This window comes from Corynebacterium sp. HMSC055A01 (genome assembly GCF_001809405.1).
GTDB classification, from domain to species: domain Bacteria; phylum Actinomycetota; class Actinomycetes; order Mycobacteriales; family Mycobacteriaceae; genus Corynebacterium; species Corynebacterium hesseae.
Genome location: NZ_KV797531.1, coordinates 51,424 through 72,607, shown reverse-complemented (window position 1 = coordinate 72,607; position 21,184 = coordinate 51,424). Strand labels below are relative to the sequence as shown.

16 protein-coding genes are annotated in these 21,184 nt (G+C 60.8%); 1 reads left to right on the top strand and 15 read right to left on the bottom strand.

The window, feature by feature from the left end; all coding sequences use genetic code 11:
* From HMPREF2604_RS01705 to HMPREF2604_RS01655, 12 genes are all read right to left on the bottom strand, one after another.
* The coding region (locus HMPREF2604_RS01705; protein ID WP_210384650.1) for a Rib/alpha-like domain-containing protein at positions 1-1,916 on the bottom strand (1,916 nt) is incomplete at its 3' end.
* Between the two features lie 455 nt (positions 1,917-2,371).
* Positions 2,372-6,367, bottom strand: coding sequence for a DNA-directed RNA polymerase subunit beta' (locus tag HMPREF2604_RS01700; protein WP_070520942.1), 3,996 nt, complete (start codon positions 6,365-6,367; stop codon positions 2,372-2,374).
* A gap of 102 nt (positions 6,368-6,469) precedes the next feature.
* A complete protein-coding gene (locus HMPREF2604_RS01695) occupies positions 6,470-9,949 on the bottom strand; it encodes a DNA-directed RNA polymerase subunit beta (protein WP_070562632.1) in 3,480 nt (1,159 codons plus the stop codon).
* Positions 9,950-10,243: 294 nt separating this feature from the next.
* Positions 10,244-11,200, bottom strand: a complete 957-nt coding sequence (locus HMPREF2604_RS01690) for a cell envelope lipid trafficking protein PgfA (protein WP_070562630.1) — start codon at positions 11,198-11,200, stop codon at positions 10,244-10,246.
* 117 nt (positions 11,201-11,317) lie between these two features.
* Positions 11,318-11,662, bottom strand: a complete 345-nt coding sequence (locus HMPREF2604_RS01685) for a HigA family addiction module antitoxin (protein WP_070562644.1) — start codon at positions 11,660-11,662, stop codon at positions 11,318-11,320.
* The gene (locus tag HMPREF2604_RS13435) at positions 11,640-11,873 is read right to left on the bottom strand and encodes a type II toxin-antitoxin system RelE/ParE family toxin (protein WP_231913979.1); all 234 of its coding nucleotides are present in this window, start codon (positions 11,871-11,873) and stop codon (positions 11,640-11,642) included. The genes HMPREF2604_RS01685 and HMPREF2604_RS13435 overlap by 23 nt, the downstream gene beginning before the upstream one ends.
* A 211-nt stretch (positions 11,874-12,084) precedes the next feature.
* Complete coding sequence (gene rplL, locus HMPREF2604_RS01680) at positions 12,085-12,471, bottom strand: 50S ribosomal protein L7/L12 (RefSeq protein ID WP_070520955.1); 387 nt, start codon at positions 12,469-12,471, stop codon at positions 12,085-12,087.
* An 86-nt stretch (positions 12,472-12,557) separates the two neighbouring features.
* The gene (gene rplJ, locus HMPREF2604_RS01675; protein WP_070562627.1) at positions 12,558-13,079 is read right to left on the bottom strand and encodes a 50S ribosomal protein L10; all 522 of its coding nucleotides are present in this window, start codon (positions 13,077-13,079) and stop codon (positions 12,558-12,560) included.
* Between the two features lie 352 nt (positions 13,080-13,431).
* Positions 13,432-14,226 carry an ABC transporter ATP-binding protein gene (locus tag HMPREF2604_RS01670; protein ID WP_070562641.1) on the bottom strand — a complete coding sequence of 265 codons (795 nt, stop codon included), beginning with the start codon at positions 14,224-14,226 and terminating at the stop codon, positions 13,432-13,434.
* A gap of 5 nt (positions 14,227-14,231) precedes the next feature.
* Positions 14,232-15,284, bottom strand: a complete 1,053-nt coding sequence (locus HMPREF2604_RS01665; protein WP_070533890.1) for a FecCD family ABC transporter permease — start codon at positions 15,282-15,284, stop codon at positions 14,232-14,234.
* On the bottom strand, positions 15,281-16,249 hold the full coding sequence (locus tag HMPREF2604_RS01660) for a FecCD family ABC transporter permease (RefSeq protein WP_118781230.1): 969 nt from the start codon (positions 16,247-16,249) through the stop codon (positions 15,281-15,283). The genes HMPREF2604_RS01665 and HMPREF2604_RS01660 overlap by 4 nt, the downstream gene beginning before the upstream one ends.
* Positions 16,250-16,315: 66 nt before the next feature.
* A complete protein-coding gene (locus HMPREF2604_RS01655) occupies positions 16,316-17,260 on the bottom strand; it encodes an ABC transporter substrate-binding protein (RefSeq protein ID WP_070562623.1) in 945 nt (314 codons plus the stop codon).
* A gap of 124 nt (positions 17,261-17,384) precedes the next feature.
* On the opposite strand from HMPREF2604_RS01655, the gene HMPREF2604_RS01650 reads away from it, so the two are divergent.
* On the top strand, positions 17,385-18,179 hold the full coding sequence (locus tag HMPREF2604_RS01650; protein ID WP_070562621.1) for a siderophore-interacting protein: 795 nt from the start codon (positions 17,385-17,387) through the stop codon (positions 18,177-18,179).
* A gap of 591 nt (positions 18,180-18,770) precedes the next feature.
* Here the strand turns inward: HMPREF2604_RS01650 and rplA are convergent.
* The 3 genes from rplA to nusG form a co-directional block, all read right to left on the bottom strand.
* Positions 18,771-19,475: a 50S ribosomal protein L1 gene (rplA, locus tag HMPREF2604_RS01645; RefSeq protein ID WP_070520973.1), complete on the bottom strand. Its 705-nt coding sequence runs from the start codon at positions 19,473-19,475 to the stop codon at positions 18,771-18,773.
* A gap of 97 nt (positions 19,476-19,572) precedes the next feature.
* Positions 19,573-20,016: a 50S ribosomal protein L11 gene (gene rplK, locus HMPREF2604_RS01640; RefSeq protein ID WP_070520976.1), complete on the bottom strand. Its 444-nt coding sequence runs from the start codon at positions 20,014-20,016 to the stop codon at positions 19,573-19,575.
* 165 nt (positions 20,017-20,181) lie between these two features.
* A complete protein-coding gene (nusG, locus tag HMPREF2604_RS01635) occupies positions 20,182-21,087 on the bottom strand; it encodes a transcription termination/antitermination protein NusG (protein WP_070533894.1) in 906 nt (301 codons plus the stop codon).
* Between the last annotated feature and the right edge of the window lie 97 nt (positions 21,088-21,184).

Genomic DNA, 21,184 nt, shown 5'->3' with positions numbered 1-21,184 from the left:
AAGTTCTCATTGTCCTTAGCTGCAGGCGCAGCCAGGTTGAACTTCGCCGGTACTTCGCGGGTAACCGGGTTAGCACCCCCGGCAGGCGTCCACGTGACCTTTACGAGCACCGAGTTTTCACCTTCAACCTGCTTATCTTTAGGCCAGGTGATTGCGCCGGTCTTAGGATCAATGTCCAGGCCCAAGGCTTTAGCGGCAGCAGGATCAGCGAACGCGAAGGATGCGCCTTCCGGCATCTTCTCTTCGGCATCAGTTTTCGGATTGTCGAAGGAAGGCTTTACTTCAAGGTCCTTTTCCTTGGCTGTGCCCTTGGTCTCGTCGTACTTAACGACGGTCGGGTCTGCCAAGAAGGAGTCGGCCAAAAGGAGCGTGCCGGTTGGCTTACCCGAAGCATCGGCAGCGAATACCTGAGAAGAGTACACAGTTGGCTTAGAGAGCTTTTCCGGGACAGTAAAGTCACAGGACTCCAGCTCACCAAGCTTGTTAGCGGTAACGGTGCAGAACTTACCAGTGGATTCACCGTCGGCAAACCACTCAATTGCGTACTGCTGGTTGGGGACCAGGCCGGTCGTCTTCGACTTGGCGGTATCGCCAGGGGCAGCAATAGCAGACGCGTTATCGTAGTTGATCACGTCGTGGATCGGGCGCGGAGTCAGCAGCGCGAAGTCTTGATTCTTAATGTTGAAGCCTTCAAGCTCCTCGCCAATCAATGGGGTATTAGGGCTCTGGAACATATTATCCTGATAGTTAGCATTCCAAACCTCGCGGTTATCGCCAACTACCGGGTACAGATACATATAGTCGCTGTTGATGTGGCGCGTGCGCTGCCCGGCCGTGCCGTTCCACTGCATGATTTTGCTGTGGTTTTCATCCTCTGGGGGAACGAGCTTGCCCCATTCCTCATCAGCTATCTTGTTCCCCTTTTTGTCGCGGCTTGTACCGTACAAGCCAGCGAACGGCAGGTAGAAAGAGCCATCATCTTTCACATAAGCCACTCGGGACTCAGCAATGTGAGAGCCAACGCCATGCTTGGCTTGGTATGCATCAACAATCTCTTTTTGCGCGACACGGAATTGCTCGCGGCTATGCCCTTTGTGAGCGTCTTTCCAGGCATCAAACTCACGCGCTACTTCATCATTGACATAGGAGCCAACAACCTTGACATTGGTCGCGGCACGGTCCTGGGAGTCCTTGCGGTAATAGTCCGGTACCGATCCCTCAAGTTCATTGTTTTCCCACCAGCCGTCGCCTTTCGCGCGGCCCAGGATACCAGTGTCGGGCCATTGCTTATCGGCCGTTGGCGCCTCGGTCCACTCTGCTTCGGGCTTGGCGAGCCAGCCATCCACATTTGGGCTCTCCTGGAATACAACCTTGGCACCCACAATGCGGTTGATTCCAGCAGTAAAGTCCCAGCTTTCCCATTTACGGGTCAAACGGTTATGGAAACGACCACTGTACATGTCTCCACCGGCAACCGTCATATACTTTGCTGGATCTGGGTTCGCAGCCCACGTACGGACCTGGAACTTCCCATCACCAGACAGCTTGAACTCGATTGGTCTGCCTAGGCCATCCTTCGGTGCTTTGGACAAGTCGAAGACGAACTTGCCCTCAGAATCAGAGGTGGTGTAGTAGATGGGCGAAACTTGGCCCTTGCCGTTGACGTACTGCAGGAAGACCTTGACACCAGCCATAGCTTCGTCGGCGTCATCCTTTATGTACACGCGGCCATCACGATTTAGGTAAACCGTGCCTTGGTAGCCCTGTTTCTGACCCCAAGTGCCGTCTGCCTTAATGGCAGTGGCCTCCGAGGTGCCTCGAGTATCTACACTGCGATCCTGACCGGCTGCTGCCTCCTGAGCGATAGCAGCCGGCGAAGAAGCCGGGCTGACTACCGGGGTGGACGAAGGGCGCAACCATAGCGACGGAAAGAGCGGCGGCTGCAATCGTCGTGCCGCGGCGACGAGCAGAACCGTTGAAACTCTTCATATCCATGAAGAATCCTTTCATGAGAACGATTAGGGAATCGGTCAGCAGTCCGCCCTCGGTTAGATTTGGAAGCATCTTCAGCGTTCCTGAAGGCAAACTGGACTCAACCTGAGACGTTACCCGCCCCCGCCACCCTCTGCAAGGGCAAAATTTGCCCATGATTAACGGTGTCCATGCACGTCATGGCCATTCCGTTCAAGAGAAATTCTAAACTTGCAGGCCACAGGCAGTCCCAATGTTCATGGTGTTCACAGGGTTCTTTATGTTTGTAACTTTGGCCTCAAATAAGATACCCCCGCCACGCCCCTGTAAAGGGGCCGTGGCGGGGGCAAAGGGAAGATGACCCTACGGGTCACTCCCAGCGTGTCTCACGCTAGCGGGACTAGAAGGTGTAGTCCTCCTCCAGCGGGACGGAGGCGCCGGTGAACTCACCGAAGCCATCGTCGCCGTAGATGGAGTCACCGTAGGTCGGGATGGAGTACGCAGCATTGCGTGCGGCCTCAGTCGGCTTGACGCTGATGTTGCGGTAGCGGGAAATACCCGTACCGGCCGGAATCAGCTTACCGATGATGACGTTCTCCTTCAGACCAATGAGCTGATCCGAGCGCTTGTTGATAGCGGCGTCGGTAAGCACGCGCGTGGTCTCCTGGAAGGAGGCCGCGGACAGCCAAGACTCCGTAGCCAGCGAGGCCTTGGTGATACCCATGATCTCACTGCGCAGCTGAGCCGGCTGGCCGCCCTCAGCAACCTGGGCGGCGTTAACCTGCTTGGCCTCAGAGAGGTCAATGAGGTTGCCCGGCAGCAAGTCGGTGGTACCGGCGTCGATGACCGTACCGCGACGCAGCATCTGGCGGATGATGATCTCGATGTGCTTGTCGTGGATGGCCACACCCTGTGCACGGTAAACGGCCTGAACCTCGTCGATGAGGTGCTTCTCCACACCGCGGCGGCCAAGGACCTCCAGCACGTCGTGCGGGTCAGCCGCACCACGCATGAGGCGGTCACCGGTGGTGACGTGGTCGCCGTCGCGAAGCGAGCGCTCGATCATGGCATCCGGGTTGGACTCCATCGGGCGGCGGACCTGAGCCAGGCCCTGACGCTTCGACAGCTTCTCGTAGACCACGTTGTCGGAACCGTCATCCGGGGTGATGGTCAGCGTCCAGAAGTTGCCCTCATCGGACAGGGACACGGTGCCGTCGACGGAAGCGATAGGAGCGCGGTTCTTCGGGTTACGGGCCTCGAAGAGCTCCTGAACACGCGGCAGACCGCCGGTAATATCGCCACCGACACCACCCTGGTGGAAGGTACGCATGGTCAGCTGAGTACCCGGCTCACCAATGGATTGTGCGGCCACGATGCCGACTGCCTCGCCGATATCGACGAGCTTGCCGGAGGCCATGGACTTGCCGTAGCACTTCGCACAGACACCGGCCGGGGTCTGGCAGGTCAGCACGGAGCGGACCTTGATTTCCAGAACGCCAGCGTTGACGATCTTGCGGCTGAGCTCCTCGGTCAGGTCCGCGCCTGCCTCAGCGATGACCTCACCGTTTTCATCCTTGACGTCGTTAGCCACGACGCGGCCGGATGCGGAGGTCTCCCACAGCTCGTGCAGGTCGTAGGAACCTTCGGCGATCTCGACGCCGAGCGGGACGCGCACGCCCTGACGGGTGCCACAGTCCTCCTCGCGGACGATGACGTCCTGCGCCACGTCCACCAGACGACGGGTGAGGTAGCCGGAGTCAGCGGTACGCAGAGCGGTATCCGCCAGGCCCTTACGGGAACCGTGCGAGTTGTTGAAGTACTCCAGAACCGACAGGCCTTCACGGAAGGAGGTCTTAATCGGACGGGTGATGTAGTCACCCTTGGAGTTCACAACCATGCCCTTCATGCCGGCCAGGGTCCAGATCTGACGCATGTTACCGGCAGCACCGGACTTCACGATCATCGGAATCGGGTTGTCGTCGGGGTACAGCTCCTCGACGGCGTTACCCACGGTGTCCGTGGCGTCCTTCCACAGCTCAACCAGGCGGTCGTAGCGCTCGCGCTCGGTCAGAGCACCCTGCTCCCAGTACTTGCGCTCGATGCGCTCGGCTTCCTTCTCGTAGGACTCGAGCACCTCGTGCTTGTTCGGGAGGACCAGCACGTCGTGCATGGTGATGGTCACGCCGGAACGGGTGGCCCAGTAGAAGCCAGCGTCCTTCATCTTGTCCAGAACCTGGGCAACGGTGATCATCGGGTACTTCGCGGCGAGGTCATTAATGACGTCACCGAGCAGCATCTTGTTGCCGGCGCCGCCCTTACGGACCATGACGCCCTCAAGGTACGGGTAGTTCCACGGCAGCAGGTCGTTGAACATGATGCGGCCCAGGGTGGTCTCAGCGAGCCATGCCTGGCCCTTCTGCCAACCATCGGGGAAGTGCTCTGCCTCGATGTCTGCCGGCGGGCGCAGGTGGGAGATGCGGACCTTGATCGGGGCCTGCAGGCCCAGAACGCCGCGGTCGCGGGCCATGATGGCCTCCGCGTAGGAGGAGTACACGCCCTGCTCCGGACGGTCCTCCGTGGCGGGGCGGTAACGGCCCTCGCCGCCGATCTCGTCCTCACCCTTGTCCATGGTGAGGTAGTACAGGCCGGTAACCATATCCAGACGCGGCATAGCCAGCGGCTTACCGGAGGCCGGGGACAGGATGTTGTTGGAAGCCAGCATGAGGACGCGTGCCTCAGCCTGTGCCTCGGCGGACAGTGGCAGGTGGACTGCCATCTGGTCACCGTCGAAGTCGGCATTGAAAGCCTCACAAGCCAGCGGGTGCAGCTGGATGGCCTTACCCTCGACGAGCTTCGGCTCGAAGGCCTGGATACCCAGGCGGTGCAGGGTCGGTGCACGGTTCAGCATCACCGGGTGCTCGGAAATGGCCTCTTCGAGGACGTCCCACACCTCGGGGCGCTGGCGCTCCACCATGCGCTTGGCGGACTTGATGTTCTGCGCGTAGTCGTTTTCTACCAGGCGCTTCATGACGAAGGGCTTGAACAGCTCCAGGGCCATGAGCTTCGGCAGACCACACTCGTGCAGCTTGAGCTGCGGGCCGACGATAATCACGGAACGGCCGGAGTAGTCCACGCGCTTACCCAGCAGGTTCTGGCGGAAGCGGCCCTGCTTGCCCTTGAGCAAGTCAGACAGGGACTTCAGCGGACGATTGCCCGGGCCGGTGACCGGACGGCCACGGCGGCCGTTATCGAAGAGCGCGTCGACAGACTCCTGCAGCATGCGTTTCTCGTTGTTCACGATGATCTCGGGAGCACCGAGGTCGATCATGCGCTTGAGGCGGTTGTTGCGGTTGATTACGCGACGGTAGAGGTCGTTGAGGTCGGAGGTGGCGAAGCGGCCACCGTCCAGCTGCACCATCGGGCGCAGCTCCGGCGGGATCACCGGGATGGCGTCGAGCACCATGCCGGCCGGGTCGTTGCCCGAGCGCAGGAAGGCCGCGACGACCTTCAGGCGCTTAAGGGCACGCATCTTCTTCTGGCCCTTGCCGTTGTTGATGATCTCCTTGAGAACCTCAGCCTCGGCCTCGAGGTCGAAGTTGCGGATGAGGGTCTGGATGGCCTCAGCGCCCATGCCGCCGGTGAAGTAATCCTCGTAGCGGTCAACGAGCTCTTCGTAGATGGTCTCATCGATGATCATCTGCTTCGGAGCCAGCTTGATGAAGGTGTTCCAGATTTCGTCGAGGCGAGCAACCTCGCGCTCACCGCGCTCGCGGATGTGCTGCATTTCCTTGTCGGCAGCGTTCTGGACCTTGCGGCGGGCGTCGGCCTTGGCGCCGGCGGCCTCCAGCTCAGCCAGATCCTGCTCTAGCTTGGCAGCGCGCTCAGCGATCTCTGCCTCGACGTCATCCTCCACGTCCTTCTTCTCCAGCAGCATCTCTGCTTCCAGAGTGGACTGGTCATTGTGGCGAGCTTCCTCATCCACGGAGGTGATGATGTTGGCGGCGAAGTAGATGATGCGCTCAAGGTCCTTCGGAGCCAGGTCCAGCAGGTAGCCCAGGCGGGACGGAACGCCCTTGAAGTACCAGATGTGGGTAACCGGCGCGGCCAGCTCGATGTGGCCCATGCGCTCACGGCGCACCTTGGACTTGGTCACCTCGACGCCACAGCGCTCACAGATGATGCCCTTGTAGCGCACGCGCTTGTACTTACCGCAGGAGCACTCCCAGTCACGGGTCGGGCCGAAGATGCGCTCACAGAAGAGGCCGTCCTTCTCCGGCTTGAGGGTGCGGTAGTTAATGGTCTCGGGTTTCTTGACCTCGCCCTTGGACCAGCGACGGATGTCCTCGGCCGTGGCCAGCCCGATGCGGAGCTCGTCGAAGAGATTTACGTCAAACACGTAATGTCTCCCTTTCATCCCCCGTCAGGGGGAAGTTGATGGCTTTGTATGTAGGTGGTGTTTCGTTATGCCCGCCGCCTTGATAAGCGGCGGACCAAGAAGCTAGGCGATGTCTGCGTCGGAGCGCTCGTCGCGGGACAGGTTAATGCCCAAGGACGGAGCGCCGTCCATGTCATCATCGTCGGAGCCAGACAGTTCCATCGGGGTGCCGTCGGTGGAGAGAACCTCCACGTTCAGGCAGAGGGACTGCAGCTCCTTGAGGAGGACCTTGAAGGACTCCGGAATACCCGGATCCGGGATGTTGTCACCCTTGACAATGGCCTCGTAGACCTTGACGCGGCCGACCACGTCATCGGACTTGATGGTCAGGAGCTCCTGCAGGGTGTAGGCAGCGCCGTATGCCTGCATTGCCCACACCTCCATCTCACCGAAGCGCTGGCCACCGAACTGCGCCTTACCACCCAGCGGCTGCTGGGTAATCATGGAGTACGGGCCGGTGGAGCGGGCGTGGATCTTCTCGTCGACGAGGTGGTGCAGCTTGAGCATGTACATGTAGCCGACGGAAACCGGGTACATGTACGGCTCACCGGAGCGGCCGTCGAAGAGGCGGGCCTTACCGTGCTCATCCACCATGACGTCACCATCGCGGTTCGGCTTGGAGGAAGCCAACAGGCGAGAGATCTCCTCGTTGGTGGCACCGTCGAAGACCGGGGTTGCGGTCAGGGACTCCGGCGGGACGTCGTAAAGCTCTTCCGGCAGGGTCTTGAGCAGCTCGGCGTTGGCCGGATCCTCGGTGTCGATCTTCCAACCGGCGTGTGCCAGCCAGCCGAGGTGAACCTCGAGCACCTGGCCGATGTTCATACGACGGGGCACACCGTGGGTGTTCAGGATGATGTCCACCGGGGTGCCATCCTCCATGAACGGCATATCCTCCGGCGGGAGGATCTTGCCCACAACGCCCTTGTTGCCGTGGCGGCCGGCGAGCTTATCGCCGTCCTGGATCTTGCGCTTCTGAGCCACGTAGACGCGGATCATTTCGTTGACGCCCGGGGCCAGGTCGTCGTCATCCTCGCGGGAGAAGCGGGAGACGCCGATGACCTTACCGGTCTCACCGTGCGGAACCTTCATGGAGGTATCGCGGACCTCGCGGGCCTTCTCACCAAAGATGGCGCGCAGGAGGCGCTCCTCCGGGGTCAGCTCGGTCTCACCCTTCGGGGTGACCTTGCCAACGAGGATGTCGCCCGCGCGGACGTCGGCGCCGATGCGGACGATGCCGCGCTCGTCGAGGTCACGCAGAACGTCATCGGAGACGTTCGGGATCTCGCGGGTGATCTCCTCCGGGCCCAGCTTGGTATCGCGAGCATCGATCTCGTGCTCCTCGATGTGGATCGAGGTGAGGATGTCCTCCTCCACGATGCGCTGGTTGAGAATGATGGCGTCCTCGTAGTTGTGGCCTTCCCACGGCATGAAGGCAACCAGCAGGTTGCGGCCGAGGGACATCTCACCGTTGTGGGTACCGGGGCCGTCGGCAAGCACCTGGCCTGCCTCGACGCGCTCACCCAGGGAGACCAACGGGGTCTGGTTGTAGTTGGTGTTCTGGTTGGTGCGCTCGAACTTGCGCAGCATGTAAGTATCGCGCTGGCCCTCGTCATCCATGATGGTGATGAGGTCCGCGGTGACGTTCTCCACCACGCCCGCCTTCGGGGTGATGATGAGGTCACCAGCATCGTAGGCAGCGCGCTGCTCCATACCGGTGCCCACGTACGGGGCCTCGGAGCGAACCAGCGGCACGGCCTGGCGCTGCATGTTCGCGCCCATGAGGGCACGGTTAGCGTCGTCGTGCTCGAGGAACGGAATCATGGCGGTTGCCACAGACACCATCTGGCGCGGGGAGACGTCAACGTAGTCAACGCCGGAAGCGTCGGTCACGCCGATATCGCCGTCCTTGAGGCGGACCTCGATGCGGTCGCCGGTCAGGGTGCCGTCGGCATCCTTCTCCACCTCGGCCTGCGCGATGGCGTAGCGATCCTCTTCATCGGCGGTGAGGTACTCCACCTGGTCGGTGACCTTGCCGTCCACAACCTTGCGGTACGGAGTCTCGATGAAGCCGAAGGCATTGACGCGGGCATAGGAGGCCAGGGAACCGATCAGACCAATGTTCGGACCCTCAGGGGTCTCAATCGGGCACATGCGGCCGTAGTGCGAAGCGTGAACGTCTCGCACCTCGATGCCGGCGCGCTCACGGGACAGACCGCCCGGGCCCAGCGCGGACAGGCGGCGCTTGTGGGTCAGACCGGACAGGGAGTTGTTCTGGTCCATGAACTGCGAGAGCTGGGAGGTACCGAAGAACTCGCGGATGGCAGCAGAAACCGGGCGGACGTTAATCAGGGAGGTCGGGGTAATCGACTCCGCGTCCTGGGTGGTCATGCGCTCGCGGACGACGCGCTCCATGCGGGACAGGCCCACGCGGACCTGGTTCTGGATGAGCTCGCCCACGGTGCGCAGACGACGGTTACCAAAGTGGTCGATGTCGTCGGTGTGGATGGCGATCATCTCACCGTTCGGGGCCTTCATCTCACGCTCACCGGCGTGCAGGCGCACGAGGTACTCGAGGGTGACAGCGATGTCTTCCTCGGTCAGGGTCATCAGACCGTCGTGGTCACCGCCCAGGCCGAGCTTGCGGTTGACCTTGTAGCGGCCAACCTTGGCCAGGTCGTAGCGCTTGGCGCGGAAGAAGGAGTTATCCAGCAGTGCCTGCGCGAGGTCGCGCGTGGGCTGCTCGCCTGGGCGCTGCTTGCGGTAGATCTCCAGCAGAGCCTCGTCGGTGTTGGCCACGCCATCGGACTCGAGGGTGGACATCATGAGCTCGGAGAAGCCGAAGCGCTCCTTGATCTGTTCCTCGGACCAACCCAAGGCCTTGAGCAGCACGGTGACCGGCTGGCGACGCTTGCGGTCGATGCGCACGCCAACGGTGTCGCGCTTGTCGACGTCAAACTCGAGCCACGCACCGCGGGAAGGAATGACCTTCACGGAGTGCAGCGGGCGCTCGGTGGACTTATCGATGGTCTGGTCGAAGTACACACCCGGGGAACGCACGAGCTGCGAGACGATAACGCGCTCGGTGCCGTTGACGATGAAGGTGCCCTTCTCAGTCATCATCGGGAAATCGCCGATGAAGACGGTCTGGGACTTAATCTCCTGGGTGTCGTTGTTGATGAATTCTGCGGTGACGTACAGTGGCGCCGAGTAGTTGATGTCCTTCTCTTTGCACTCGTCCACGGTGTTCTTCACCGGCTCGAAGCGAGGCTCCGACAGGGACAGGGACATGTTGCCCGAGTAATCCTGGATCGGAGAAAGCTCCTCGAGGATATCCTCAAGGCCGCTCGTCACGCGTGCGTCTTCGCCGCGCTCTGCCTGCTCGCGCTCGCGCCACTCGGGGGTGCCGATGAGCCACGCGTAAGAATCGAGTTGTAGATCAAGGAGGCCCGGGACAGCGATGGGCTCGCTGATTTTAGCGAAGGAGTATCGCTTCGGGGCTCCAGGGATGTTGGCCACTGACTTGGTCTGGCGGGAGACTGCCAAGATGGGTCCTTCCAGTACCTCTGGCGGATTGCTTCCCCACCCTGGCCGGTGAGGTGCAAAACCGCTGGTAGATTTAGCATTCGGTCTGCTGTGGAACGACTGGGTTTAGAATGCACAAAATCACCTTGTCAAGTCGGTTTTGCCATCACCGCTCGAAAGGCTAAATGTGCACTAAAGATCCAGATTCCAGCGCAACGAAATAGCCTATAGCATAATGGCGGCCTTGTAAAGGCGAAACGTGCCGCCGGCGTGTCGCTTCGGAGATCCGCAGGCGCGGACCTCTAGCACACGCGGCTAGCGGGTGTGGCGGTTGGTGGGACGGCGAAAAGCGCCCAGCGCCCCAAGCAGCACCAGAAGCGCGCCAATGCCAAGGCCACCCCAGCGCACCCACTGCCCCACAGCACTCCGCGGGAAGCGCTCAGCTTGCTGGAGCATCTCCGCGCGGGATTCCTCATCAGTTGCACCATTGAAGGCGAACTGCACCTCGCGCTCATTGCCCTCGCGGTCTGCCCAGTAGTCCTTGATATCGACATCCATGCCCACGACGAGTCCGGTGGCCTGGTCCACGAAGAGGTCCCGCGTTGCTGCGTGGAAGAGGTAGCCTTGCTCGGTGGAGCCGTCCTCATTGCTCAGCGTGGTGGTCGTGCTACCGGCATAGAGGGTGGCCACGTTGGTGGGCTCCACTTCCTGGTGGTAACGGTAGACCGTGCGACCGTCGATATCGAGGGATTCCTCGAAGACGGCGTCGGCCGCCTTGCGCAGCACCGGGTCGAAAACCGGGTAGGTGGTCTGCTCAGCATTGGCGGGCAGCTTCAGCCAGTAGCCCTCGACGGGAACTTCCGCCGTGGGCGAGCCCATAGTGTGGGAGAGCGCCGCCGGTCCCGTGGCCTCACCGCTGAGACGATCGACGGGATAGTTCCACACGCGGGCAAAGCTCAAGTCCTCCACGTTGCCCGTGCCGCCGCGGATGGCGGACTCCCCCACTCGCAGCGTTGCGGTGTCCTTGTCCGCCGGATCCTGGATATCCATGTTGAGCTGATACGTCATCGGCCCCTCGTACTGCGTAACGCCCTCTGCGGACAGCGCCTGCGCGGTGGCGCTGTCATCCTGCATCGTCCACGTGGTGTCCTTGATATCCAGCGGCAAGCGCGGGCTAAAGCTCAAGAAGCTCGACGCCGCCAGGCCGGCAGCGATCAGCGCAACGCCGAGGCCAAGCAGGAGGACGGAGAAGATGCGGGACTTGGGCAGCATGGTGGCTTATCCTACCGACTCGTTTGTTCAAAACACATTTCCCTGGAGGGTGCGTTTCAGATTTATGGGGTGCTGCGGGGCGACCCTTACCTCGCATTGAGCGCAAGTTATCTTTTTCTATGAGTGAGAGTCGGCTTCTTCTTTGTGATTCCACGGGACGATGGCGCTGGTGTCCGTAGTCTGGCGAGCTTTCCACAGATCGTATTCCTCTTGGAGTCCGAGCCAGAACTCCGCGGAATTCCCAAAGTAAGCCGACAAACGCAAAGCCATATCGGCACTGATACCGAGCGCCCCGCGGGTAATTTTGGAAACTTGGGAACGGGTAGTGCCAATGTCACTGGCCAGGCGATACTGGGTTATTCCGCAGGGCTTGAGGAATTCTAGGAGAAGGATCTCTCCGGGATGCGGAACGGGAACAACATCAACATGAGCGCGTGCTTCAGTGGTAGTCGATAAAGTCAACGTCAACAGCTCCTTCGGGTGTCCACTTGAATATGATGCGCCACTGCGAGTTGACGCGAATTGAGTAGTAGCCTTCAAGGTCACCCTTGAGCCGCTCCAACCGGTTTGCTGGTGGAATCCGAAGGTCCGTGACATTTACAGACCGCCCAATCATAAGTAACTTGCGGCGCACTACTGAACGCAATTCCGATGGAATATATCGCGGCGGCACACCATCCTGATGGAACCGCTCGAGACTTCTACGCCGAAACTGCACACCCCAATAGTGTCTCTTTTTGACCCTAGTGTCAAGACCTGACACGCAATCCTTAGAATCCGCCGACCCATCAAAACGGGAACAACCCCGCACCGCGTAAAAGCGGAACGGGGTTGTTGGCGCGCAGCGAGAGTGCTGCGCGGGAAAGCTGAGTAATTCAGGTGAATTACTTGAGCTCGACGGAAGCGCCAGCCTCTTCGAGCTTAGCCTTAGCAGCCTCAGCGTCGTCCTTGGAAGCACCCTCGAGGATAGCCTTCGGAGCGGACTCAACGAGCTCCTTAGCTTCCTTCAGGCCCAGGCCGGAGACGATCTCGCGGACAGCCTTAATAACGCCGATCTTCTTAGCGCCAGCGTCGGTCAGAACGACGTCGAACTCGGTCTTCTCTTCCTCAGCAGCACCGCCGGCAGCCGGGGCACCAGCAGCAACGGCAGCAACCGGAGCAGCGGCCTCAACGTCGAAGACCTCCTCGAATTCCTTAACGAACTCGGAGAGCTCGATGAGGGTCATTTCCTTGAAAGCTTCAATGAGCTCGTCCTTGGTGAGCTTAGCCATGATTGGCATCCTTTCTCATTGTGCCTGGCCGCGCTAAGCGGCCAGAAAAGTGTGTGTGTTTAAGTTGTGCGCCTTTAGTTGGCGTCTTAAGCTTCCGCAGCCTTCTTGTCCTGCAGGGCCGCAGCGGTGCGGACCATCTTGGTTGCAGGAGCGTTGAATACGGCGGCAGCCTTTGCCATAGAACCCTTCATGGCGCCAGCCAGCTTTGCGAGAGTGGTCTCGCGGTTGTCCAGCTTGGCGATGGCCTCAACCTGGTCGGCAGACAGAGCGTCGCCGTCCATGTAGCCACCCTTGATAACGAGTGCCTTGTTGTCATCAGCGAACTTAGTGATGACCTTCGCAGCATCCACTGCCTCGCCCTTGATGAACGCAATAGCGGTCGGGCCAGTCAGGTGCTCGTCAAGACCCTCGATGCCAGCTTCGTTGGCAGCGATCTTGAAAAGGGTGTTCTTGGCGACGGAGTACTCAACGTCAAAGCCGAGGTTGTTACGCAGCTCCTGGAGCTGACCCACGGTCAGGCCACGGTACTCGGTGAGCACGATGGAGTTAGCGCCATCGAGCTTCTCCTTCAGCTTTGCCAGGTCTGCGGTGTTCTTCGGGTTTGCCATTTTCTACTACGCCTCCTTTCGAAACATCTCTTGTGTTTTCCGCCGGGGCCTTCCCACCTCGGTTGTCGTTAACGACAACCGAAATAACAAAAGCCCCGTGCAAGAGCACAGGGCGCGCGCGGAAATCCGCGGTAATTCGCAAAGTGTCTCCTGCGTGGGCCGCCCTCTAGAGCGAGGGACCTTCGATCCGACATTCCGGATGACCGACGGTCTTCGGTGAACTTTGACGCGGCCTCAGCGGGCCGTTCAAACTTCGCTAGGTACTTTACAACCCGACCTGCCACAACTCCAAATCGCTTCTCGAAGTTCTCTCTCCTGAGAGCTGTCCACTCGGGTTCCTCGATGAGGATTGTTACTCACCGAGCACCCCACGCGGCACGATAACCGGAGAGTCACCTCGCGGGTCATCCCAGATTTCCACGTCGATGCCATACGCGGCTGCCAGCACTTCTTTTGTCAACGCCTGGCGGGGAGTTCCCTGCGCGATGACCTCGCCGTTGTTCATAACCACCATGGTGTCGGAGTACTGACCGGCCAACATGAGATCGTGCAACACGACGACGACCGTTTTCCCTGCATCGGCTTGTTTGCGCACGAGCTGCAAAACGCTCATGGCGTGGGCTGGGTCGAGGAAGGTGGTGGGTTCGTCGAGAAGCAGCACTGGCGTGTCCTGCGCCAAGGCCAGCGCGAGCCACACTCGTTGGCGTTGGCCACCCGAGAGCGCCGCGATATCGCGGTCGATGAAATCGGTGATGCCTGTCTCCGCACAGGCCTGCGCGATGATCTCGTGGTCCTGCGCTGACAGTCCCCTTCCCCACCCAAGGTGCGCGTACCGCCCGCGGGCAACGAGCTCGCCGACGCGCAGCCCATCCGGCGCCATCGGGTGCTGGGGAAGCAAGGCCACGTGGGCCGCCGCTTCCTTCGGGCTCATGGAATGCACATCCAACTCACCGATGCGCACGCTTCCCTGCCGGGGGCGAAGTATCTTCGACAAGGTCTTCAGCAACGTCGATTTCCCGCAGCCATTGGGGCCGATGAGCGTGGTGACCTCCCCTGGTTGGGCCGCGAGGTCAACCCCGGAGAGAATATCGTTCCCACCTTGATAACCGGCATGGATGCCTTGGGCCTTCAGCTCGCAACTGTTCATGATTTTCATCCTTTCCGCCTTGCGGCATTCCACACCACGATGACCAAGGCGGTGCCGCCGATCACTGAGGACACAGCACCCACCGGCGCGTCCATCGGGAGCGCCCCGGCCACCACGGCGCAGGCGCTTAAGAGGGCCGCACCAGCAGCGCACGACACCACCGGCGAAGGAGTAGGGGTTCGGGCGATCATGCGTCCGAGGTGTGGGGCCAGCAGCGCGATAAAGCCGATGGGCCCCGCCACGGATACGGTCACCGCGCATATTCCGGTGGCAGCAATGAGGAGCGCGGTGCGCGTCCGCGTGATGTCCACGCCCAAGGAGAGGGCCGAGAGATCATCATGGGCTAGAAGCGGCAGTTCCCGGGCACGCCACGAACCAAGCAACACGAAAGGCGCCAGTCCTACGAGAAGTGGAACAATGACGTCCATCCGCACAAAGCCCGTGGTTCCCGCCAGCCACAGCTGGGACTGTGCTGCACGGAGGAGCTCCGCAGCGCGCAAGAGATAGGCCACCATGGCTTGAAAGAGCAGTGATAGCGCGATGCCGACGATGACGATGCGGTTGCTCGTACCGAGCCCACCAAGCGCCACTAGCAAGATGGCCGCCAACACCGCCCCCAGCAGCGCGAGCCCCGCCCGCCACCAGAACACGGAGACACCCTCTGCGAGGAGCGGCCGGGACATCACCGTCCCGATAACCACCATCACCGAAGCCCCACCGGTCACGCCAAGGATGTCGGGGGAGGCCAGCGGATTGCGCGACATCGACTGCGTCCACGACCCCGCCAGTCCGAGCGCGGCGCCCACGATGAGGGTTGCTAGCGCTACGGGCATGCGCAGATCCCACACAACGCGGATTTCGCTTCGGCTCCCACCACCGTTGAGGATCTCCAGAACCCGCCCCGGACTCAGCCCCACGGGGCCTTGTCCGAGCATCAGGACGTAAGAAACTGCCGCGACCAGCACAAAGAAGCAGGTGGCTGACCATATCCATATCTGGCGCTTCCGCTGTTGGGAACGCAGGCGCTTGGCGACGTCCCCCTTCACCCCATCACTCATAGCTTCTGCTCCCCTCGGCGCACGGCCCAGATGAGGAAAGGTGCGCCCACGAAAGCTAGGACGATGGACATCTCCAACTCGGAGGGGCCAGCGATAAGCCGGCCTAAGATATCCGCAGCCAGCACGGAACAACCACCCAGCAGCGCCGCGGGGGCAATCATGGCGGCAACCGCCGGCCCTGTACACCGCCGGAGAAGGTGGGGGACGGCAAATCCCACGAAAGCGATGGGGCCTGCCGCGGCGGTAGCGCATCCGGCCAAGACAACGATGCTTAAGGCGGCGCCACGGCGCGCTAGTACCGGCGAGCTACCCAAGGCAACCGAAGATTCCTCACCCATGGCCAACAAGTCGAGCGGGCGCGCCACACTCGCGGCAATGATGAGCCCGACGAGCAGACCACCGGCTGCAATCGCAACCTCTCCGGGGCCGCGCCCAAAGGTGGAGCCGATGGTCCAGCGGCGCATGCTGTCGAGCACATCCGTGGAATACAAGCCGATCAGCATGGCGCCAGAACTTAAGGCAGCCGATACTCCTGCACCCACAAGAAGCAGCGTCAGGGAATCAGGAAACCGCCGGGAAACTCCCAGAACCACTACCGTGGCCAAACCGGCTCCCACCAGCGCGAGCGCCGTCCGCATCCCCAGCGAGGTGGCAAGCCCCAACGCCGTCCCGAGCGCTACAAGGAAGGAAGCACCCGCAGTGATACCAATGAAGCCGGGATCGGCCAAGGGGTTCTTGGTCCACGTCTGGGCGATGACACCGGAGACCGCAATGGCTGCACCCGCGAAGTACGCCAAGAAGGTGCGCGGCATACGCAAGTCCCACACGATATTTTCTATCTCCGGCTGGCTTTCATGGAGGAAGGCGGGAAGGAGTTCGGACAAGGCGATGGACCGCGATCCCACCACCAGCGAGCAGGCGAGGAGAAGCAGTGAAACCACAACCAGAGCGCTGGTGAGGAGCACGCGTCCCCTCCCCCGCGAATCTAGCTCGCCGCGGGTGGCCCCGGCGTTTCTCGGTAATGCGAGCACTTAGAGTTGCTCTTCAAACTTATCGACAGCCCAAGGAATGGTGAGCGGGTTCGGCATGCTCATGGCGTTGCCGGTATCCGTTTCTAGGTAGCGGACGCGGCCATCCTTGACCACGTCCAGGCCTTGGAACGTCGAATCCTTCTTCAGCTCGTCGACTGCACCGTTGTAATCCAAGACGAACAGGTAGTCCACGTTGTTGAGCTGGGAGTAGTTCTCTGGGGCGTAGTCCACGAAGAAGCTCGAGCCATCACCCTCCAGCTCCTGCGGAATCTCAAAGCCAAGGTCTTCGATGAATTGACCGCGGCCATCATCGGAAGTGTAGAGGCCCAGCTTTCCGTCATAGGGCATGACGATGGCCGCGCGTTTGCCGTTAAGCTCCGGGTGAGATTCCTTGAATTCATCGAAGGCGCCTTGCGCCTTGTCAATAAGCTTGTCACCCTCCTCTTCCTTCTCAACGGCAGAGGCGATGGTCTTAACCTGCTCTTCCCAGGGAACCTGCCAGTCTTCGAAGCCCTCCGGCTTCATGGTCAGCGGCGCGATCTCCTCGAGGGATTTCTGTGCTTCCTGGTCCACTGCCTGATTGACAGCAATGATCTGCGTGGGGTCCGAAGCCGTGACCTGCTCAAGAACATCGGCCGTGAACCCGGAAGCGGTGTTATAGATAACCTCAGGCTGGGCATCTCCCAGAAGTTCTTTCGCCCATGGGCCCACACCGGAGGGATCACCATCACCCTGCGCTCCCCAGGGCGCTACGGCAACGGGGGTGATTCCGAGCGCGAGGACAGTATCGGCGTCGCCAAGCCCCAGGCTGGCAACCCGCACCTCCTCAGCGCTGCCTGCACCCGCACTGTCCTCACCGCTTCCGCGCGAGCACCCTGTCAGAGCAATCGCTGCCGCCGAGACAATCGCGAGCACGGCTTTCGCACGCCGGTGGATAACAACCATGGAATTAACCTTTCCTTCGATGGGAACGAGCACACAAGCCGTCACACCCCTAATCTACTTGAGGCAAGCCTAACCTCTGCTTTATGATGGATTCAAATTTCCCTTATACCTAGGACCAATTCCTTTGACGCATCACCGCTTGTTACCCGTCACCCTCACGGGGAATACCCGCCTGAAGCCGCGACTGCACCGCCTTACTTTTCACTCGCCCGCCTTCGGCTCCTACCCCCTCGCCGGGCCTGATGAGTATTTTGGGCTCCTCATGCCCCAGGACGGGCAGGAGTTCTCGCCCTTCCCAGTTGAGGATGCCAATGTGCGCGCCGCCGTCACTGGCTTGCCTGACGACGTTCGCCCGGCGTTGCGGTGGTACACAATTCGCAGGCTCGACCACGAGGCCTGCACCATCGATGTCGATGTGGTGACCCACGGCGATAATGGCCCGGGCTCGCGGTGGATCCGCAAAGCCCAGCCCGGGGATACCGCCGGAATCTATACCGGGCAAGCACGGTGGCAATCACCCAAGAAATCACAGCTGTTGCTCGCGGACGCCTCCGCTCTCCCCGCACTGTGGCACATCCTGGAGCACTACGAAACCTTCTCACCGCAATCCTTGATTGGCGTCGACGTCGTTGCACTGATTGCAGACGACTCCGAAGTTGAAGATGGCTTTGAGAAGACCTGGCGCGGCAAGGTTCGTTCACTCACCATGATTGCCGCCCCGCACGAGGAACACAGCGCACGCGCCGTTCAACTTCTTAGTTCTCGTTTCTCCGCGGATACAGCGCCGGATTCAGTGTGGGTATCCGGCGAAGGGGACCTGGCCAAAGAAGTGCGCTCTTTGGCGGTGCACGACTGGGGAGTGCCGCGCGAGGACGTCATCTGGTCCGTGTACTGGATGAACGGCAAGCCGCGGCCTTAAATCCTTCGCACGCATCTAGTCCTTTAACCGGCAGTGGGCCTCGGTGCGCTTCCACTTGGTTCCCATCAGAAAGTTCCCGTCAAGAGGTTTCAGTCAGAAGGTTCACTTGCCCCCAAACGAACCTTCTTCGCTCCCCCAGATGGTTTGTTTGCCCCCAAGAGAACCTTGTGACTAGAACCATCTACATCCAGCGCCCGCGTTTGCCCCAGGCCTGATGCATCTCCGCTCAAGCCCATGTCCCGAATCCAAGCAGGGAGCACCTGGCTTGGGGCACACACAGCACAACGCGGGCCCCGGATAATTCCGGAACCCGCGTTGCAAGGGGTCTTGACTATCAGGCGGTTTCTCACGCCGCCCGCCCTGCAAGACTCAGGGTGTTCTCTCTATCTCTCATGCGCCTCTCTCAAACGCACAAGGATTATTATGCGATACATTCCTTGAAAGCCCATCGAACCTGCCTGTGTTTTACCTGTCAGTGGTTTTTAGCCCTCTGACCTGTACAAATAATTCGACACGCAAGGAAAATGGCAATAAAAAAAATCCCGGCTCGTGAATGAGCCGGGACCTTTACGCCGTTAACACAGACATCAATTAGTCGGTGTAGTTCTTCTCCACGGAAGCGTCGACCGGGATGCCCGGGCCGGAGGTGGTGGAGATGGTGATCTTCTTGGCGTAGATGCCCTTAGCGGAGGACGGCTTCAGACGCAGGATCTCGTCGTACAGCGCACCGTAGTTCTCAGCCAGCTTCTCAGCGTCGAAGGAAGCCTTGCCGATGATGGCGTGCAGGTTGGAAGCCTTGTCAACGCGGAAGGAAATCTTACCGCCCTTGACGTCGGCCACAGCCTTGGTCACGTCAGCGGTCACGGTGCCGGTCTTCGGGTTCGGCATGAGACCACGCGGGCCCAGGACGCGGGCAACGCGGCCAACCTTGGCCATCTGATCCGGGGTGGCGATAGCAACGTCGAAGTCGATGTTGCCCTCGTTGATGGCAGCGATCAGCTCTTCGGTGCCCACGATGTCGGCGCCAGCAGCCTTAGCGGCCTCAGCCTTGTCGCCCTCGGCGAAGACGGCCACGCGGACGTCCTTACCGGTGCCGTGCGGCAGGGAAACGGTGCCGCGAACCAGCTGATCAGCCTTGCGCGGGTCAACGCCGAGGCGGAAGACAACGTCGACAGTAGCGTCAAAGTTCTTGGAGGAGGTCTCCTTGGCCAGCTTGGCGGCCTCGATCGGACGGTACTGACGGGAGCGGTCTACCAGCTCAGCGGCAGCCTTGTATGCCTTGGACTTGGTGCTCATAAGTGCAATTCCTTTTCTTGGATTGATGTGGTGATAGCGGGCCGAAGCTGGCCCTGCCACGCGCGATACAGAACGTATCGCGCATTAAATTGAATTATTACTTAGCCGGGATGCCGTCAACGGTGATGCCCATGGAGCGAGCGGTACCAGCGATGATGCGGGCGCCGTTCTCGATGTCACGAGCGTTGAGGTCCTCGAACTTGGTCTGTGCAATCTCCTTGCACTGATCCCAGGTCACGGAGCCAACCTTATCGGTGTGCGGAACGCCGGAGCCCTTCTTGATGCCAGCGGCCTTGAGCAGGAGCTTCGCTGCCGGCGGGGTCTTCAGCTTGAAGTCGAAGGAGCGGTCCTCGTAGACGGTGATTTCCACCGGCACGACGTTGCCGCGCTGGGACTCGGTCGCAGCGTTATAAGCCTTGCAGAACTCCATGATGTTGACGCCGTGGGCACCGAGTGCCGGGCCGACCGGCGGAGCCGGGTTAGCGGCGCCTGCCTCGATCTGGAGCTTGATCAGGCCAGTGACCTTCTTCTTGGGAGCCATCGAATTACCTCTTTCCTGTGGTACCGGAGTGCCGCCACGATGAATAACGGCGCCCCGTCCGGATGCTCACGCGTTGTGGGCCACCGGAGGATGAACGTTTGAACATGCGCAAAAGCGCACGGCGTTCAAGTTTAGAACACCGTGCGCCCAGCTCAAAATCGCTTTTTAGGAGATGCGCTCGATCTCCGTCGGGGACAGCTCCACTGGGGTCTCGCGGCCGAAGATAGACACCAGGCCCTGCATCTTGCCGGTCTCCGGATCGATTTCGGAGATGGTGGCGGACACGGAAGCCAGCGGGCCGGACAGGATGGTAACGGCCTCGCCCACCTCGAAGTCGTGAGCATAAGCCTTCGCGGCCTCCTTCTCCGGCATGGCAACAACCTGCTCGCCCTCGGAGTCTGCGGCGGAAGCCTCCGGGGAGACCGTCGTGTCATTCGGCATGAGGAACTTGGCCACGTCGCGGATCTTCACCGGGGTGGCGTTGCCCTCGTTGCCCACGAAGGAGGTCACACCGGGGGTATCGCGGACGACGGACCAGGCGGCGTCGTTAAGCTCCATGCGCACCAGCACGTAGCCCGGAAGCAGCTTGCGCTTAACAACCTTCTTCTTGCCGTCCTTCTTCTCCAGAACCTGCTCGACCGGCACGACGACCTCAAAGATGGAATCCTCCACCTCAAGGGTCTGGGCGCGCATGTCCAGGTTGGTCTTCACCTTGTTCTCGTAGCCGGAGTAGCACTGGATGATGTACCACTTGCCCGGCTGCTTCTTCAGTTCGCGGGTGAATGCGCGCAGGCGGGTCTTGTACTCGGCATCGGCGGCAGCGGCATCTGCTTCAGCGCTTGGCGACGCCTCCCCCGCTCCCTCAGCCTCAGCCTCGTCCGAGCCGCCGCCGAGGGCGGCCTCCGCGGCCTTGGTAGCAGCTTCCTTCTCGGCGGCTTCCTTCTCCTCAGCAGAAAGCTCCTCCTGCGGCTGCTGGGTTTCCTCAGTAGCCTCGACCGCTTCCGCGGCCTGTTCCTGGACGTTATCAATCATTGCCTGCTCGAGGGAGGTGCCAGTGTTTTCTTCGCTCATTGTCTGCTACTCCAAAATTGTGTTCATTCTTCTAGTCCCCAACCAGGTTACCCGGCGGGACTAGGGCAAAAAGTATCCCGCCGTTTCCCCTAGTCGA